A 16,715-nucleotide genomic window follows, 5' to 3' on the forward strand; every position below is an offset into this window, starting at 1 on the left:
GAAGGCGCACCGTCCCGACCGCGCCGCTGCCGCAAAATGGGTGTTCTCGGTCTGTACGCTCCGTCAGCGCTTGATCTCGATCTTGACTTTCGTCCCGGACTTGACCTCGATGTCGACGTCGCCGTCGCCGTCTATCTCGATGTCGAGTTCGTCGCCGTCGTACTCCAAGTCGATGTCGTCGGCGTCGTCCACGTCGATGTCGAAGTCGTCGGACTCGGCCTCGAATCGGCCGTCCTTGAACTCGATTTCGACGTCGTCGGCGTCCTCGATGTCGACCTCGAAGCCGTCGGCCTCTATCTCGACGCGGCCGTCGCGGAACTCGACTTCGACGTCGTCGTCCTCGTCGGTCTCGAACTCGAAGTTACGGGACTCGATCTCGATGTTGCCGTCGCGGAACTCGACTTCGACGTCGTCGTCGTCGGACTCGAACTCGAAGCCGTTGGCCTCGATCTCGACCCGGCCGTCGTCGACGTCGATCTCCACGTCGTCGTCGCGGTCCGTCTCGAACTCGAACCCGTCGCCCGAGATTTCGATGTCGGAGGCTGCCACCGCTGTTCCGGTCGCCCCGGCTATCGCGACGGATAGCACCACGAGGACGACCAGCGCGGATCTCATCTGCTTCCACATGTTCTTTCACCTTCTGTACCCGTACGGCCACGACTCGGTCGGCGTCCGACCGCGTTCGCCGTATCAAACATGGTAGGTCTGCTACCGGTACTGATCTCGGCTTCACTGTGGGGCGACCGCACGATACTAGGTAGACTCGGCGCGCGGATGAGCAACGGACCTACGGGGCGCACGCACGAGGGCGTCAACGGAGTAGGTCCGTAGTTTATGCCGCACGGGCCACAGCGCCCCGATTTCTCGGCTCGAAGACAGTTCGTCGGCGAGTCGACCCGGGTGACCTGATTCGACCGTGCGGCGGCCGCGTTCGACAGATGCGGGGTCGGTAGACGCGTCTACGCGCCGTGGACGCGGACGACGGACAACGACGGGCGACGGCGGACGACGGACAACGACGGGCGACGGCGGACGACGGACGACGGACGACGACGACCGGAACGGCGTCTCCTCGCGGCGTCGTCTCGTCCGCCCGCCGGACCGGTCAATCGCCCGCCGTTTCCGCCGTCTCCGTCGCTTCGCTCACCAGGTCGGCGATGGCGCGTCGCTTGAGGACGAGAAACCCGGCGAAAACGACGACGAACCCCGCGAGCGTCGAGAGCGTCAGCGTCTCGTCCAAGACGGTGACGCCGACGACGGTGGCGACGACGGGGACGAGGTAGGCGACGAGCGACGTCTCCAACGCCCCCTGCGTCTCCAGCAGGTGAAAGTAGATGAAGAAGGCCAGGGCGGTGGCGAAGACGCCGAGGTACGCGACTGCCGCGCCCGTCCGCACCGTCGCCGGGAGCGCGAACGGTTCGCCGAGTACCGCGCTGGCGACGTGCAGGATGACCCCGCCGACGAGCATCGACCACCCCGAGAGCGCCGCCTTGTCGAGCGTCGGCCGCGCCCGTTGGACGAGGACGCCGCCCAACGCGACGCCGGACACCTGCAGGAGGATGACGAGACGGCCGACGAGGCGGTCCGCCAGCAGGTTCGCCGGGTCCGGTCGGACGATGAGGACGACGCCGAGGAAGCCGAGGGCGATACCGACCGCTCCGACGGGCGAGACGCGTTCTTCGGGGAGGAGCACCAGCGCCCACAGCGAGGTGGCGATGGGGACGAGACTCTGCATGATGGCGGCGACACCGCTGGGGACCGTCTGCTGGCCGACGAACAGGAAGGCGTTCATCCCGACGAGGAAGACGCCGCCCGCGAGGATGGCCGCGAGGTTAGACCGACCGGTCGGCCGCCACGAGGCACCGCTGAGGAGGGCGAACGCGAGGAGGAACGCCGCGCCGGTGTCGTAGCGGAACGCCGCGAACAGCACCGGGTCGAGCGTCTCCAGGCCGACGGAGATGGCGAGAAACGAGAGTCCCCAGAGCGTGGCGAGGAGGGCGAACGTACCGACGGTCGCGAGACGACGGTTCACGTTTCAGTACGGGGTGGTCGAACGGAAAGGAGTCGCGATTGCGGCGGTTCCGTCTGTCGTACCGCATGCGAACGAACGCCAGCCGTTCGCTCATGTGTCGTAGACGCCGACGTGACGAACGACCACCGGAAAGGTACACTCGTGCTTCTGCACCGTTCCGCCGTCGTTCTCGTGCCGGAGCGTTACGTCCACTGTGGCGGGCGCGCCTTCGACGACGCCGTCGAAGTCGGCGGACGGCCCGCGTTGGTACGCGCCGTGTCGGCCGTAGTACGTCTCGATGCCGACGAGGACTGCGGGTTCCGTGACCGCATCGAGGGCCGCCGAGTCGCGAACGCTCTGCACCCGCGCACCCCGTTCGACGCGTTCCCCGACCGCGTTCGCCGCGACGTCGACGCACTCTCCGTCGGTCAGCTCGGACGACTCGACGGACCGCGTCACCGTGAGGTGCTCTGCCGTCCCTCGTGTCGGAGCAGGAGTCGCCGTCCCGTACTCTGCGTGCTTCGGTCCGGCCGTCACGCGCCGGGCAGCGCACCCGCCGAGCAGCGTCGTCCCGAGGCCACCGACGCTCGCGAGAAACGCACGTCTCGTGGAGGGCATCGTCCGCAGTCATCCGCGGACTGGTAAGTACTTTGTCGAAAAAGGGCCGTCCGGCTCAGTCGTCGTGCGAGTGGTCGTGGTCGTGCGAGTGGTCCTCGTCGCCGCTCTCGCCGCCGTCGCCCGCGACCAACTGCTCTCCGTCGGACATCATGTCCATGTTCTTCAGGTTGTCCCGCTCCTCGAAGTCCTCGACGGCGTCTAAGATGTCCTCCTGCGTGAGCGACATCCGTTCTTCGGTGAGCGCTTCTAACACCGCCTCGCGGAGCACCATCCGGAGGTCCGACCCGGTGAGGCCTTCCGTGCGGTCGGCGACGGCGTCGGGGTCGAACTCCGCGACGTCCATCCGTTTCGTGATGATACGGAGGATGTCCGAGCGCATCTGCCGGTCCGGTTTGGGGAAGTTGACGATTTCGTCGAAGCGTCGCCACGCCGCCGAGTCGAGTTGGTCGGGGTGATTCGTCGCCCCGATGAGGATGACCTCGTCGCGGATGAGCGAGATGTCGTCGATGCTCTTCAGCAGGGTGTTGACGGCGCGTTTGAGCGCGGCGTGTTCGTCCGACCGGCGCGTCTTCGCCACGGAGTCGAACTCGTCGATGAAGAGGATGCAGGGAGAGAGACGTTTTGCGACCTCGAACGTCTTCTCGACGTTCTTGGCCGTCTCGCCGAGGTACTGGCTGGTTATCATCGAGAGTTTCACCTCGACGAACGGGAGGCCGAGTTCGTGTGCGAGAGCGCGGGAGACGGTGGTCTTCCCGGTCCCCGGCGGGCCGACGAACAGAATCTTCCCTATCTCGCGGAGGCCGATGCCCGCGAGGTACTCGCGGTGTTCGATGGCCTTCATCAGCTTGTGAATCTCGCCCTCTTGGTCCTGCGTCAGCACGAGGTCTTCGAGCGTCATCTCTATCTCCTCTGGCGCGCGGACCTGAACGAGGTCGAGCATCTCGGCGTCTTCTTCCTCGTCGAAGTACTGGTCGAGGAGGCTGTCTATCCAGACGCGGTCGGCCTGAATCGACCGGGTCTGTTCGCGTGCTTTCTCGTGGGTCACGCTCACGTCTTCTCTGTCCTCGACGGCGGCGGCGATGGTCGGATTCGTCTCCAACCGGTCGTCGTCCGCTCGGTCGAGGTACCAGTCGATGGCCATGTCGGGTTGCGTCAGCGAGATGCGTCCCGAGAAGTCTTCGCGCTGGGTGAAGAGAAGGTCGGAGATGGCTTCCCACGGTCGCTCGACGCCCGTCGCCTTCCGCGCGACGCTGTCGGTCACGACCAGGGGGCGTTCGATGCCGATGGGGGTTGTCTCGTCGTCCTCGTTCTCGTCCTCGTCCGAGTCCGTCCAAAAGACGCGGCGGTACCGCGGCGGGAGGTCGTTCTCGTCTAACTCACGGTTCTCGGTGTAGAGAGTGGCCGTGAGGAGGAACTCGACCACCTCGAGAGCCGGGTCACTCATCCCCACAACGTTGCCGTCGGGAGGGCATAAGACCGTCGAAGCCCGACGACTGCGGCGACTCCGACGACTGCGACGTCGTTCGAGTCGCCGCGAACGCCATTAAACAATCAATACACCACCCCGGTGTTACAACACCTCCCTACTCTACTGATGTGGTCTTACGTGTACCACGAGTAGGCCTATAGGCGAGGAACGTCCACGAAACCTGTGAATATCGTTTCGAGTGTTCGGATGATGCGCCAGATAGTTGGTGACTCGTCAGTTCTGAGATGTCGGGGTGGCGACGATGGCTAGACAGGTATCGACGACGTGCATGCGCTGTGCGGTCGGATGCGGGCACGTCCACCGAGAGGTCGAATCGGGGACCGGAATCGAACGGGTCACCGGCGACCCGGCACATCCGGTCTCACAGGGGTTGGCCTGCGGCCGGGGCATCCGCGAGTCCGCCGACCCGCAGGGCGAGTGGCTGACCCGTCCGCTGGTTCGGAGGGCGGACGAACTCGTCCCGACGACGTGGGAGAACGCGATGTGTCTCGTGGCCGGAGCCATCTCCGACGCCGTGGAGACGGACCCCGACGAGGTGGCCATCCTCGGGAGCGGCCAGCAGACGAACGAGGCGGCGTACGCCCTCGGAAAACTCGCTCGGGGCGGCCTGGGCACGCGGATGTACGACGCGAACACGACGCTCTGTATGGCGAGCGCCGTCACCGCGTACTACCGGGCGTTCGGTAGCGACGCGCCGCCGCCGTCGTACGACGACGTGCCCGAGGCGGAGTCGCACGTCGTCTGGGGGGCGAACCCCGCCGTCGCGCACCCGGTGTTGTTCCGGTGGATAACCGACAGCGCGCAGGACGGCGAACTCGTCGTCGTCGACCCCGTCGAGACGAAGTCGGTGGCGTTGGCCGACGACCACGTCGCGCCGGCCCCGGGCGGTGACCTCGCCCTCGCACGGGCGGTGCTCCGCCGCCTCGTCGACACCGACCGACTGGACGAGGCGTTCCTCGCGGACCACGTCGCCGGGTTCGACTCGCTCCGTCGGTCGCTCCCCACCGTCGCGGACGCCGCCGACGCCGCGGGTGTCTCCGTCGACGACGTGGAGACGCTGGCGGCCGCGTTCGAGTCGAAGACGCTCCTCTACTGGGGCATGGGCGTCAACCAGAGCGTCCGCGGAAGCGCGACGGCGGGCGCGCTCGTGGACCTCTGTCTCGCCTCCGGGAACCTCGGCCCCGGGTCCGGCCCGTTCTCCTTGACCGGGCAGGCCAACTCGATGGGCACGCGCGTCTGCTCCTCGAAGGGGACCTGGCCCGGTCACCGCCCGTTCGACGACCCCGAGGCGCGCGAACGCGTCGCCGAGGCGTGGGACGTCCCGGTCGACCGACTGCCGGACGACCCCGGGCCGGGGCCGGTCGGTCTCTTGGACGCGGACCCGACGGTGCTGTGGACGGTGGCGACCAACCCCGCCGCGGGCTACCCGAACGCCGAGAGCGTTCGCGAGACGCTCGACGAGACGTTCCTCGTCGTGCAGGACGCCTTCCGAACCGAGACGGTCGAGTACGCCGACGTGGTCCTCCCGGCGGCGACGTGGGGCGAGACGGAAGGGACGGCGATGAACATGGAACGGACCGTCTCTCGCGTCCGCGCGGCCACGGACCCGCCGACGGGCGTGCACACGGACCTGGACATCGTCGCCGACGTCGCCCGGCGCGTCCGTCCCGGACTCCTCCCGTCGCCGCGGGTCGACCCCGCGGTCGTATTCGACGAGTTCCGCCGTCTGACCGTCGGGACGAAGGCGGACTGCGCGGGAATCACGTACGACCGACTCGACGCCGAGTACGCGGTTCGCTGGCCCGCGCAGGGACCGACCGACAGCACAGCCTACCGGTACTGGAACGACGATGGGTCGTGGTCGTTCGAGACGCCCTCCGGGATGGCGCGCGTCTCCGTCCCGGCGTTCGAGACGCCTTCGCTCCCGGAGACGGCCGACGACATCTACGGACTCGTCCTCACGACGGGTCGGGAGGCGGACGGCTACAACACGGGTGTTCGGTCGCGCGGTGGCGACCCCGGACCGCTCACGGTCAGGGCGTCGCCGTCGACGCTCGACGCGCACGCCGATGCCCTCGCCGGCGGCGACTGGCGGGCCGGTAGCGGCGACGACGGTACCGAAGGCGGCGGCGAGGACGGCGCGACGCGGACGCTCCTCGACTCGCGTCGGGGAACCGTCCCGGCCGTCGTCGACGTCGACGAGACGGTTCCGACCGGTCTGCTCTGGTGTTCGGTTCACCACCCGGAGACCAACCGATTGACCGTCGACGCCGTGGACCCGCACTCGAAGGAGGCGAACGTCAAACAGTGCGCCGTCCGCCTCAGACACCCCGACGAACGGCGGCGCGACTCGCGCGCCGTCGCCGAACCGACCGACTGACGTTTCGGCTATCCTTCACGAACGTACACAACATTCAGACTTTAGAATTTACCATTGCTGGGGGAAGAACATCCCAAAGTACAACCTTATATCCTATAATACACTAATATATTTGTCTAATTCCTATTCTTAGCCCTGTTTTTCCACTTTTGGAACGCGAACTACTATGAGGGTCGGTGTCACAGCGTTCCACACAGACATGAACGCGTTATCAGTTCGTTCGGACGGCGGAAGGTCGGTGGTCGACCGTGGCTAACCAGAAGGAGACGTACAAGGAGGAGTGCTACGGCGACGCCGTCAGAGAACACCTCGTCGAGTTCGCCGAGGCGGGCGGCTACGAGGCCATCCCCGAGGACGAACGCGACGAGTGGTTCACGCGCTTCAAGTTCTGGGGCGTGTTCCACCAGCGCTCGGGGCAGGAGGGCTACTTCATGATGCGGTTGACCAACGCCAACGGTCGCCTCGAACCCGGGCAGTTGCGGGCCATCGCCGAGGTGGCGCGCGACTACGCCACCGGTCCCGTCTCGAACCCCGAGTTCGGCGACGCGTGGCTGGATTTGACCACCAGACAGTCGGTCCAACTGCACTGGATTCGACTGGAGGACGTGCCCGCCGTCTGGGACCATCTCGAAGCCGCGGGCGTCACGACGCGCTCTGCGGGCGGCGACACGATGCGCAACATCACCGGCTGTCCCGTCGCCGGGAAGGACAAGCGCGAACTCGTCGACGCGCAACCGCTCTTAGACCGGTTCCAAGACGAGATTCGCGACGACGACGCACTCCGCAACATGCCCCGGAAGTTCAACATCAGCGCGTCGGGCTGTCCGGAGGGCTGTGCGCAGGACGCCATCAACGACATCGGCCTCGAACCGGGGATGAAGCGCCTCGACGGAGAGACGGTCCACGGGTTCAACGTCCGCGTCGGCGGCGGACTCGGCAGTCGCGAACCGCGCACCGCTCGCCCCCTCGACCTGTTCGTCCGTCCCGAGGAGGCGTACGAGGTGGTCCGCGGCTTCGTCGAACTCTACCACGACCACGGCGACAGGCAGGTGCGCTCGAAGAACCGCACGCGCTTTTTCGTCGACGACTGGGGCACCGAGAAGATTCGCGAGACGCTCCTCGCGGAGTACGTCGACGGCGACTACCACACCGCGGGCGAGGACCTGCGCGACGAGTACACCTACAACGCCGGCCGACACGCCTCCGACGGCCGCGCGGACCACGTCGGCGTCTTCGAGCAGTACGACGGTCGGCACTACGTCGGCCTCAGCGTCCCCGTTGGCCGCATCTCGGCCGAAGACGCCCTCGAACTCGCCGACTTGGCCGACGAGTACGGCTCCGGCGAGGTCCGCCTCACGCGGCGGCAGAACCCCCTCGTGATGGACGTCCCCGAGTCGCGCGTGGACGACTTCCTCGCCGAATCGCTCGTCTCGCGGTACCCGGCCGAACCGAACCCCTTCGAACGCGGTGCCGTCGCCTGCACGGGCACGGAGTTCTGTTCGCTCGCGCTGACCGAGACGAAGGCGCGCACGGCCCGGATGCTCCGCTGGCTTCAGGCGAACGTCGAACTCCCCGACGACGTCGAACACCTCCACGTCCACTACTCGGGGTGCACGGCCGACTGCGGGCACGCCAACACCGCCGACATCGGCCTGTTCGGGATGCGCGCACGCAAGGACGGCGAGATGGTCGAGGCGATGGATATCGGCGTCGGCGGCGGCGTCGGCGAGGAGCCGTCGTTCGTGGAGTGGGTTCGCCAACGCGTCCCCGTCGACGAGGTGCCCGGCGCGATTCGGAACCTCGTACAGACGTTCGCCGCCCACCGCGAGGCGGGACAGTCGTTCCGCGAGTGGGTCGGCGAGTTCGGCACCGAACCGCTAGTCGAACTCGTCGAACCAGAAGAGACGGACTACGAGGACCCGTACATGGACGACGCGAAGCAGTCGTGGTACCCGTTCGCCGAGGCGGACGAGGAGCCACAGAGCGCGTCGGGGACGGCGGACGACTGAGGCGACTCGCTCCCGACGAAGAGAACTGTCGGGGAGTGGACGACCGACCGACGACCGGTCTCGCCGCCGGTGACGACGGTGTCGGGAAACTCCGCGTGCGTGAAACTCCGTGCGCACTCCCGAGAGTTCTGCCCCATTTATCAGTACGGAAACCCCAGTTACGACTATGCCTCAACCAGTTATCGCGGCCGCGTACCGGACGCCGTTCGGGAAGGCGGGCGGCGTCTTCGAGGACACTCGCAGCGAAGACCTGTCCGTCGCGCTCATCGACCACATCCTGGACGAGACCGGTGTCGACGCCGACGCCGTCGACGACCTGATGTGGGGCGTCGCCCAGCAACGCGGCGAACAGGACAACAACGTCGCCCGCGTCATCGCCCTCCTCTCCGAGTTGGGCGAGGGGACGCCCGCGACCAGCATCAACCGCTGGTGCGCCTCCTCCATGCAGGCCATCATCTCCGCGTCGGACGCCGTCGCCGCGGGTAACCGCGACTGCATCGTCGCCGGCGGCGTCGAGAACATGAGTCGCGTGCCGATGGACGGCGACTCCTACACGCACCTCCACCCCGAACTGTCGGAGCGATACAACGTCTTCCAACTGCAGATGGGGATGACCGCCGAGAAAGTCGCCTCCGAGTACGACGTCTCCCGCGAGGCCCAAGACGAGTTCGCCCTCCGGAGCCACCAACGCGCCGCGGACGCGGCGGACTCCGGTCGGTTCGACGACGAAATCGTGCCCATCCAGACGGACGACGGCGTCGTCACCGACGACGAGGGCATCCGCCGAGACACGTCGCTGGAGACGCTCGCCGGCCTCAGTCCGGCGTTCACCGGCGACGGGACGGTCACCGCCGGGAACTCCTCGCAACTGACCGACGGCGCGGCCGCCGTCCTCGTCACTTCGCGGGAGTTCGCCGAGGAGAACGGCCTCGACGTCCTCGCGGAAGTCGGAACGAACGCCGTCGCGGGCGTCGACCCGACGGTGATGGGAATCGGTCCCGTCCCGGCGACGCGCAACCTCCTCGAACGCAACGGCCGCGACGTCGACGACTACGACCTCGTCGAACTCAACGAGGCGTTCGCGAGTCAGTGCGTCTACGCGATGGACGAACTCGGCATCGACGAGGACGTCTTCAACGTCAACGGCGGCGCAATCGCTCTCGGGCACCCCCTCGGTGCCTCGGGTGCCCGCCTGCCCGTGACGCTGATTCACGAGATGATAAAGCGCGACGTCGAACGCGGTCTCGCGACGCTGTGCGTCGGGTTCGGACAGGGAGCGGCCATCGAGTTCAGTCGGTAGTCTGCGCCGAATTTCGGCGTTTTGGTCCAGCTTTTGCGAGCGAGCGAAGTAAAAGGTGGCAGGGAGCGGCTATCGAGTTCAGTCGGTAGTCTGCGCCGAATTTCGGCGTTTTGGTCCAGCTTTTGCGAGCGAGCGAAGTAAAAGGTGGCAGGGAGCGGCCATCGAGTTCAGTCGGTAGTCTGCGCCGAATTTCGGGGGTGCGGTGTTCTCGAATCCCCGCGGACGACTGTTCTTCTGAGCCGTACTGAATACCGCTCGTCACTCGAAGGCGTATTCCGCGGGCGGCGAGGGCGTACGGTACGAACCTCGACCGTGCCGTCAAATTCGGTGGCGTCGGCGCCATCGGCGTCCTCCTCGTTTCGCTGGGGGCGCTCTGGGTGAGTTGGGTCGTCTGGACGGACCGGCTCGGCGGGCAAGAAGGGACGGCGCTCGTTAACGTCCTGCTCGTCGGACTCGGAACGACGACGGTCGCTGTCGTGTTCCTGTTCGTGGTCGTCGGAGCGTTCATCGACCGGGAACTGAACGCGCGCGGGTTGGACACTTCCGAGGAGTGAGTCTCCTCGGACCGGGTTCGGCACCACCGGCCACGACCCTTTTTATTCGCCCGAACAATGATGTGAACGAATATGTCTAATCGTCCACGGGAGACGACGGAGGGAAAGACGCTCAGTCGACGCCGTCTGCTGTCCGCGACCGCCGCGGTCGGCACCGCGGCGGTGACACCCGCGTTCGTCGGCGGGGCGGCCGCACAGTCGGACTCGACCGAGAACAAAGACACGCCGGTCGCCGTCCAGAACACGGCCCCGAAGTTCGGTCGAGACGACTACGTCGGGCAGTTCGTGCAGGTGTCGGGCTACGACCGAGAGGCCTCGAAACAGGGCGTCGGAAGCTGTGAGTTCGTGGGAAGCGACGCGGACATCACGGGCTACGACGCCGAGATGATCGACACGTACAACGACGACCACCGGTCCGAGGAGATAACGATGTTCGCCGTCACCACGGGGACGAACGTCCAACCCGGTAAACTGTTCGTCGTCAACGAGCAGTCGCAGTGCTCCGGCGGGTACGTAACGCTCCAGTTAGAGGAAGTCGGGAGCAGCAGCATCGAGACGCCGGGGCAGAGCGACGGCACCGGCGGGAGTTCCGGGTCGTCCTCGGAGATTCCCGGGTTCGGCGTCCTCGCGGGACTGCTCGGCGTCGGCGCCGCCGGTGCGGCGGCGGCCCGGTCCGGTTCGGACGACTGACGCTCGGGTTCGGACGACTCGACTCCCGCTATTCGTCCGGGTGGACGAACGCCATCGCCTCGCGGACGGCGTCGTACCCGCCGATGATGGTGACCCGGTCGCCGCTCTGCAGCGTGTAGTCGGCGCTCGGAACGTTCGACTCGCCGTCGCGGGAGACGAGGGCGATGAGACAGCTCTCCGGGAGTTCCGGGCCGATGTCGCGGACCGTCCGTCCGACAATCTCCTCGGAGGTGACCTCTATCTCCTGTACGTCGCCGGAGCGACCGAGTTCGCCCATCCAGTTCATCATCACCGGTCGTTCGATGTAGTTGTCGATGGCCTGCGCCGTCGCCGACACCGACGAGATGGTTCGCACGCCGAGTTCCTCGAAGGCGTCGACGTTGTCGGGGTTGTTCGCCCGGGCGATGATGGTCTCGGGTTGGAACTTCGAACTCGCCAGTTGCGAGACGAGGAGGTTCACGTCGTCGTCGCCGGTGGCGGCCACGACTATCTTGGCGTTCGCGGCCCCCGCGGACCTGAGAACGTCCGTTTCGGTGCCGTCGCCTTGATGGACGGTGAACCCCGCGTTGCGGGCCGTCTCGATGACCTCCGGGTTCTGTTCGATGAGCACTACGTTCTCTCCGCGGTCTTCGAGGCGTTCGGCGAGCGCACGGCCCACGTTACCGCCTCCGATGACGAGTACACGCATTGGGATGACGTCTAAGTATTCTGCAATCTGTCTCGCGAGGCCGCCCTCGAAGACGACGGTCACGAGGATGACGAGGAAGACGGTGCCGACGAGGGTGTCCGCGGCCTGCGTCAGCCCTTCCGCCCGTAGTTGGATGGCGAACAGCGTCGCGACGGACGCCGGGATGATACCCCGCGGGCCGCAGAGACTCATGAACCACTTCTCGCCGGTGGTGAACCGGTCGCCCCACGCGGACAGGAACACGAGAAGCGGTCGGAGAACGAGGGCGACGACGACGACGACGCCGAGACCCCCGACGCCCAGTCGGAGCAGCGTCCCGAAGTCCAACAGCGCCGCGAGGGCGATGAAGACGAACGAGAGCACGATGAGCGTCACGTCGCCTTTGAACGCCGAGATGTCCTCTTCGTACGGCACGTCCGCGTTGCCGAGGAGGATTCCCGCGGTGGCGACGGCGGCGATGCCCGCCTCCGTCGCGATGAAGTCGGCGGCGCCGTAGGCGACGAGTGCGCCCGCGAGGACGAGCAGACGCGCGTTCTGCGGGGCGTTCCCCGGCGAGAGGTCCACGTAGCGGAGCGCGTAGACCATCACGGCCGCGACGAGAGCGCCGACGACGACGCCGACGCCGAGTCGTTCGGCGAACAGCGTCAGCAGCGCGCCGGACTCGGTCACGCCCTCGACGCTGGCCTCGAAGATGACGACGGCGAGGATGGCGGCGGTCACGTCGTTGACGATGCCCTCGGTTTCTAACGCCGCCTCGACGCGGTCGCGCGCCGGAACGACTTCCAGGATGGGCGCGATGACCGTCGGTCCGGTGGCGACCAGCAGTGCGCCGATGAGGAACGCGACGGGCCACGGCGACCCGAGGAGATAGTGGACGGCGAGGGCCGTCCCGACGAGCGAGATGGCCGCACCGACGGTGACGAGTCGAATCGTCGCCGCGGGTGCCTCCCGAAGTTTGTCGATTCGGAGGTGGAACGCCCCCTCGAAGACGATGATAGCCACCGAGAGGCCGACGATGGCCGACAGACCGCCACCGAACGACTCGGGACCGACGACGCCGAGGACTTCCGGCCCGAGCAGGATTCCCGACGTGATGAGAAAGAGTACGCTCGGAACCTGGAACCGGTCGGACAGTATCTGCGAGACGACGCCGATTCCGATAATCGCCGCGACGATGTAGATCAGATTCGAGCCGGCAGCCACTCTAACACCTCCATGTAGCCCCGTCGATGTGACGAACGGGTATAAAATCACACGTTTTAGACGGTGTCCGTCGAAATAAAACGAAACGTATGTCTTCAAAAGTCTAAAATAATAAAGTATACATAGAATAGCACGAATTATTTAGCAAAGACTTGTTTGTCTAGCAGATATTTCTGTTCGAGCGTCCGCCAGCGGTCCGTAACCGTCTCTCGGACCGTGGCCACGACACTCGAACTGCGTCCACTGCGCTCGACCCGCGGCCACAACTCATGACTCGGTGGCGCGCGTAATCGCGCTCACACCACGGCGAACGAATCGAGCGCGGGAACGCGCTCTCGACGGACCGCGCGGACCGACGACGGACGAGACGAGAGAGAGTTCATGGTAGACACGATAACCGCGGAACGACTCGCGGAGAAGACCGACGCAGACGAACAGTTCGCGCTCATCGACACGCGCCCCGAAGAGAGCTTCGAGGCCTGGCACGTGCGCGACGCGATGAACGTCCCGTACGACCCCGCCGAAGGGCTGAGCGAGACGCGGTGGGACGAAGTGAGTGCGCTGGTAGACGGCCGACCGGTCGTCACCATCTGCGGCAAGGGCCTGACGTCGACGTCGTTCGCGTTCGCTCTCGACGACCACGGCTACGACGACGTCTCGGCCGTCACCGGCGGGATGGAAGCGTGGAGCAAACTCTACGAAGTCGTCCCCATCGAGACGGCGAGCGAGGACCTCGTCGTCCGGCAGGTCCAGCGCCGAGCGAAGGGCTGTCTCGGATACGTCGTCGGCTCGAAAGCGGCGAACGAGGCCGTCGTGGTCGACGCGACCAGACAGACCGACCGGTTCAAAGTCGCCGCACAGGACGCCGGACTCTCGATAACGGGCGTCCTCGACACGCACGTCCACGCCGACCACATCTCGGGCAGTCCGTCGCTCGCCGAGGACGTCGGCGTCCCCTACTACCTCCCCGAAGCGGCCAGCGAACGCGGCGTCGAGTACGAGTACGACGCGCTGGCGGACGGCGACGTCGTCGCGGTGGGCGACGTCGAAATCGAGGCGCTCCACACGCCGGGCCACACCTCCGAGATGACGAACTACCTCGTCGACGGCGAACTACTCCTGACGGGCGATACGCTGTTCGTCGACTCGGTGGGACGGACCGAACTCCAGTTCGGCGAGGAGGACGCCTCGTCCGGGGCCGAACTGCTGTACGACTCCCTGCACGAGACGATTTTGGACCTCCCGGACGACACGACGATTCTGCCGGGTCACCTCACGGTCACGAGCGACGGACGCTACGAGAACGGGTCGCCGGGCGAACCGCTCCGGACCCGTCTCGGCGACTTACGCGACGAACTCGACCTGCTCGGACTCGACCGCGAGGCGTTCGTCGAGCGGTTGACCGAAGACACCCCGGAGAAACCGCCGAACTACGAGACGGTCATCGCCATCAACACCGGCAGAGCGACCGTCGACGACGAGGGCGAGGCGACGGAACTCGAACTGGGACCGAACAACTGCGCCGCCTAGCGGACGCGGGCCGCTCTCCGCCCGTCGGGCGACGTCTGGGTCCGCGGATTCGGCGAGCGACTCAGTTCTTCGTCGTCGTCCGCTCTGCGTCGTTCTCGTAGAGGAGGTTCACCTGGTCCGCGTACCGGTCGAGGATGTTGCGGCGTTTCTTCTTCATCGTCGGCGTCATCAGGTCGTTCTCCTCGGTGAAGTCCTCGGGGACGAGGCGGAACTGCTTTATCTGCTCGTACGACTCGAAGTTCTCGTTGACGCGGTCTATCTCCGTTTGGATTCGCTCGCGTACTCTGTCGTCCCGGCAGACGCCGCGCAGGTCCTCGGGGAGGTCGTACCCTTCCCGGTCGGCCCACTCGCGGAGGCCGTCGAAGTTGGGGACGACGAGCGCCGAGACGAACTTCTTCCCGTCGCCGAGCACCATGCACTGTTCGACGACGTCGCTGGCCGCGAACGCGTCTTCGATGGGGCCGGGTGCGACGTTCTTGCCCGTCGAGAGGACGAGAATCTGCTTGGCCCGTTCGCGGAACGAGATGTAGCCGTCGGGGCGGAGTTCCACCACGTCGCCCGTGCGGAACCACCCGTCCTCCGTGAACGCCGCCGCCGTCTCGTCCGGGCGGTTCCAGTAGCCCTGCGAGACGTTCGGCCCCTTCACGAGGAGTTCGCCGACGTCGCCCCCGGCCTCGCCCGCCACGTCGCCCGCGACGGTGTCGTCGAGTCGTATCTCGACGTCCGTGATGGGCGGTCCGATGGTTCCGATTTTCGGTTCTTCGGGTGGGTTGACGGCGACGACGGGCGACGTCTCGGTGAGACCGTACCCCTCGTAGATGGGCAGTCCCATCCCGTGGTAGAGCGCGCAGAGTTCCGCCGAGAGGCTACCGCCGCCGCTGATGAAGAAGTCGATGCGGCCGCCGAGCGCTTCGCGGACCTGTTCGAAGACGAGTCGGTCCGCGAGCCGGTGCTTCGCCGTGAGCACCGCGCCGGGGGCGTCGGTGGTGTGGTAGTCCCGGCCGACGCCGACGGCCCACTCGAAGATGCGCTGTTTCACCGGCGACTCGCTGGCCTGCGTCCGAATGGCGTCGTACAGTTTCTCGTACACCCGCGGGACGCTCGTCCCGACGGTCGGTCGGACGAGTTGGAAGTCCTCGCGGAGCGTGTCGGGGCTCTCGGCGTAGGCGACGCACGCGCCCGCGGCGAACATCAGGAAGTGCCCGGCGAGTCGTTCGAAGACGTGCGCGAGGGGGAGAAACGACAGCGTCGTCGACCCGGGGCCGATGGCGGGCGTGTCGCCTTTGTCCGGCCGCGGGCCGAACCGCTTGTAACACTGGTTCACGTTCGACCGGAAGTTGCCGTGCGTGAGTTGGACCCCCTTCGGTTGTCCGGTCGTCCCGGACGTGTAGATGAGCGAGGCGAGTTCGTCCATCTCGGGTTCGTCGACCCACGTCTGGTAGGCCGCCTCGTCGAACGCGGCCGCGCCCAACTCGTGGACGTCGCCGAGCGTGTAGATATCGTCTCTGTCGCGGACGGCCCCGCCCATCCCGCTGCCGTCCGCCGGGTCGTCCAGGACGACGACGAACGAGAGGTCCAACTCGTCTTCGACGGCGAGAACGCGCCCGAGGAGTTCCGCGTTCTCCACGACGACGCCCGTCGCGTCCGGGTCCGAGAGGAGGTACTCCACCTGCCGTTCGGACGACGAGGTGTAGACGGTGGTGACGACGCCGCCCGCCGCGAGGAGGGCGAAGTCGCACTGCGCCCACTCCATCCGGGTGTGCGAGAACAGTCCGACTCGGGTGCCGTCCGCGACGCCGAGTTCTCGAAAGCCCGCGGTGAGGTTGCGCACGACGTCTCGCATCTCGCCGTAACTCAGCGCCGCGTAGTCGTTCGCCGGTGCGGCGGGAACGGCACCCGTACTCACGAGCGACCGGTCGTACAGACCGCCTTTGTACCGTTGGGCGGGCCGTTCGGTGTTCCGTGCCGCGCTGTCCTCGAACATCCTCGCCAGTGTCGTGTCGCCGACGACGTCGTCCGCGAACGTCGTCTCGGCGTCCCGCCAGTCCATACTCGAATACATTCGTTCACAATTTAAAAGAATGTACGTTCGGAGACGGGTCGCGATTCGCCCGTCTGTGCTCGGTCGATGGAGACGGGACCACGTGACGTGCCGACCCTGGACCACAGAACTCTCTGAAAGTCGATGATATCTTCTCGACCGGCACCCGACGACGGCCGTTCAGGGTTCCGGATTTTCCACT

The 16,715-nt window shown here is 66.4% G+C and carries 12 protein-coding genes; 6 read left to right on the forward strand and 6 right to left on the reverse strand.

Annotation, left to right across the window (positions count from 1 at the left end):
• Positions 1-63: 63 nt before the first annotated feature.
• The 4 genes from BM282_RS09180 to BM282_RS09195 all read right to left on the reverse strand — a co-directional run bounded on the left by BM282_RS09180 (position 64) and on the right by BM282_RS09195 (position 4,073).
• On the reverse strand, positions 64-615 hold the full coding sequence (locus BM282_RS09180) for a hypothetical protein (protein ID WP_139229706.1): 552 nt from the start codon (positions 613-615) through the stop codon (positions 64-66).
• Positions 616-1,105: 490 nt separating this feature from the next.
• Complete coding sequence (locus tag BM282_RS09185) at positions 1,106-2,032, reverse strand: DMT family transporter (RefSeq protein WP_089879758.1); 927 nt, start codon at positions 2,030-2,032, stop codon at positions 1,106-1,108.
• A 90-nt stretch (positions 2,033-2,122) separates the two neighbouring features.
• Complete coding sequence (locus tag BM282_RS09190) at positions 2,123-2,629, reverse strand: hypothetical protein (RefSeq protein WP_089879761.1); 507 nt, start codon at positions 2,627-2,629, stop codon at positions 2,123-2,125.
• Between the two features lie 55 nt (positions 2,630-2,684).
• Positions 2,685-4,073 (reverse strand): ATP-binding protein, encoded by a 1,389-nt coding sequence (locus BM282_RS09195; RefSeq protein ID WP_089879764.1) that lies wholly within the window; start codon positions 4,071-4,073, stop codon positions 2,685-2,687.
• A 286-nt stretch (positions 4,074-4,359) separates the two neighbouring features.
• Between BM282_RS09195 and nasA the strand changes: the two genes are divergently transcribed.
• The 5 genes from nasA to BM282_RS09215 all read left to right on the forward strand — a co-directional run bounded on the left by nasA (position 4,360) and on the right by BM282_RS09215 (position 11,051).
• Positions 4,360-6,498, forward strand: a complete 2,139-nt coding sequence (gene nasA / locus BM282_RS09200; RefSeq protein ID WP_089881086.1) for an assimilatory nitrate reductase NasA — start codon at positions 4,360-4,362, stop codon at positions 6,496-6,498.
• 248 nt (positions 6,499-6,746) lie between these two features.
• Complete coding sequence (locus tag BM282_RS09205) at positions 6,747-8,507, forward strand: nitrite/sulfite reductase (protein WP_089879767.1); 1,761 nt, start codon at positions 6,747-6,749, stop codon at positions 8,505-8,507.
• 166 nt (positions 8,508-8,673) lie between these two features.
• Positions 8,674-9,807 carry a thiolase family protein gene (locus tag BM282_RS09210; RefSeq protein WP_089879771.1) on the forward strand — a complete coding sequence of 378 codons (1,134 nt, stop codon included), beginning with the start codon at positions 8,674-8,676 and terminating at the stop codon, positions 9,805-9,807.
• Between the two features lie 377 nt (positions 9,808-10,184).
• Complete coding sequence (locus tag BM282_RS18505; RefSeq protein ID WP_175501463.1) at positions 10,185-10,361, forward strand: hypothetical protein; 177 nt, start codon at positions 10,185-10,187, stop codon at positions 10,359-10,361.
• A gap of 72 nt (positions 10,362-10,433) precedes the next feature.
• Entirely contained in the window at positions 10,434-11,051 is a 618-nt protein-coding gene (locus tag BM282_RS09215) for a hypothetical protein (RefSeq protein WP_089879773.1), read from the forward strand.
• Positions 11,052-11,079: 28 nt separating this feature from the next.
• Here the strand turns inward: BM282_RS09215 and BM282_RS09220 are convergent, their stop codons facing one another.
• Positions 11,080-12,942: a cation:proton antiporter domain-containing protein gene (locus BM282_RS09220; protein WP_089879776.1), complete on the reverse strand. Its 1,863-nt coding sequence runs from the start codon at positions 12,940-12,942 to the stop codon at positions 11,080-11,082.
• Between the two features lie 381 nt (positions 12,943-13,323).
• On the opposite strand from BM282_RS09220, the gene BM282_RS09225 reads away from it, so the two are divergent.
• Entirely contained in the window at positions 13,324-14,472 is a 1,149-nt protein-coding gene (locus tag BM282_RS09225; protein WP_089879779.1) for an MBL fold metallo-hydrolase, read from the forward strand.
• 61 nt (positions 14,473-14,533) lie between these two features.
• On the opposite strand, the gene BM282_RS09230 is transcribed toward BM282_RS09225, so the two are convergent.
• Positions 14,534-16,522 carry an AMP-dependent synthetase/ligase gene (locus BM282_RS09230; protein ID WP_089879782.1) on the reverse strand — a complete coding sequence of 663 codons (1,989 nt, stop codon included), beginning with the start codon at positions 16,520-16,522 and terminating at the stop codon, positions 14,534-14,536.
• Positions 16,523-16,715: the final 193 nt, after the last annotated feature.

This window comes from Halogeometricum limi (assembly GCF_900115785.1).
Lineage (GTDB): Archaea > Halobacteriota > Halobacteria > Halobacteriales > Haloferacaceae > Halogeometricum > Halogeometricum limi.

Excerpts from the sequence above, each read along its gene's own strand:
- BM282_RS09195 (WP_089879764.1), bottom strand. The coding sequence starts at position 4,073 with ATGAGTGACCCGGCTCTCGAGGTGGTCGAGTTCCTCCTCACGGCCACT.
- BM282_RS09230 (WP_089879782.1), bottom strand. The coding sequence starts at position 16,522 with ATGGACTGGCGGGACGCCGAGACGACGTTCGCGGACGACGTCGTCGGC.
- BM282_RS09225 (WP_089879779.1), top strand. The coding sequence starts at position 13,324 with ATGGTAGACACGATAACCGCGGAACGACTCGCGGAGAAGACCGACGCA.
- BM282_RS09210 (WP_089879771.1), top strand. The coding sequence starts at position 8,674 with ATGCCTCAACCAGTTATCGCGGCCGCGTACCGGACGCCGTTCGGGAAG.
- BM282_RS09180 (WP_139229706.1), bottom strand. The coding sequence starts at position 615 with ATGAGATCCGCGCTGGTCGTCCTCGTGGTGCTATCCGTCGCGATAGCC.
- nasA (WP_089881086.1), top strand. The coding sequence starts at position 4,360 with ATGGCTAGACAGGTATCGACGACGTGCATGCGCTGTGCGGTCGGATGC.
- BM282_RS09215 (WP_089879773.1), top strand. The coding sequence starts at position 10,434 with ATGTCTAATCGTCCACGGGAGACGACGGAGGGAAAGACGCTCAGTCGA.
- BM282_RS09190 (WP_089879761.1), bottom strand. The coding sequence starts at position 2,629 with ATGCCCTCCACGAGACGTGCGTTTCTCGCGAGCGTCGGTGGCCTCGGG.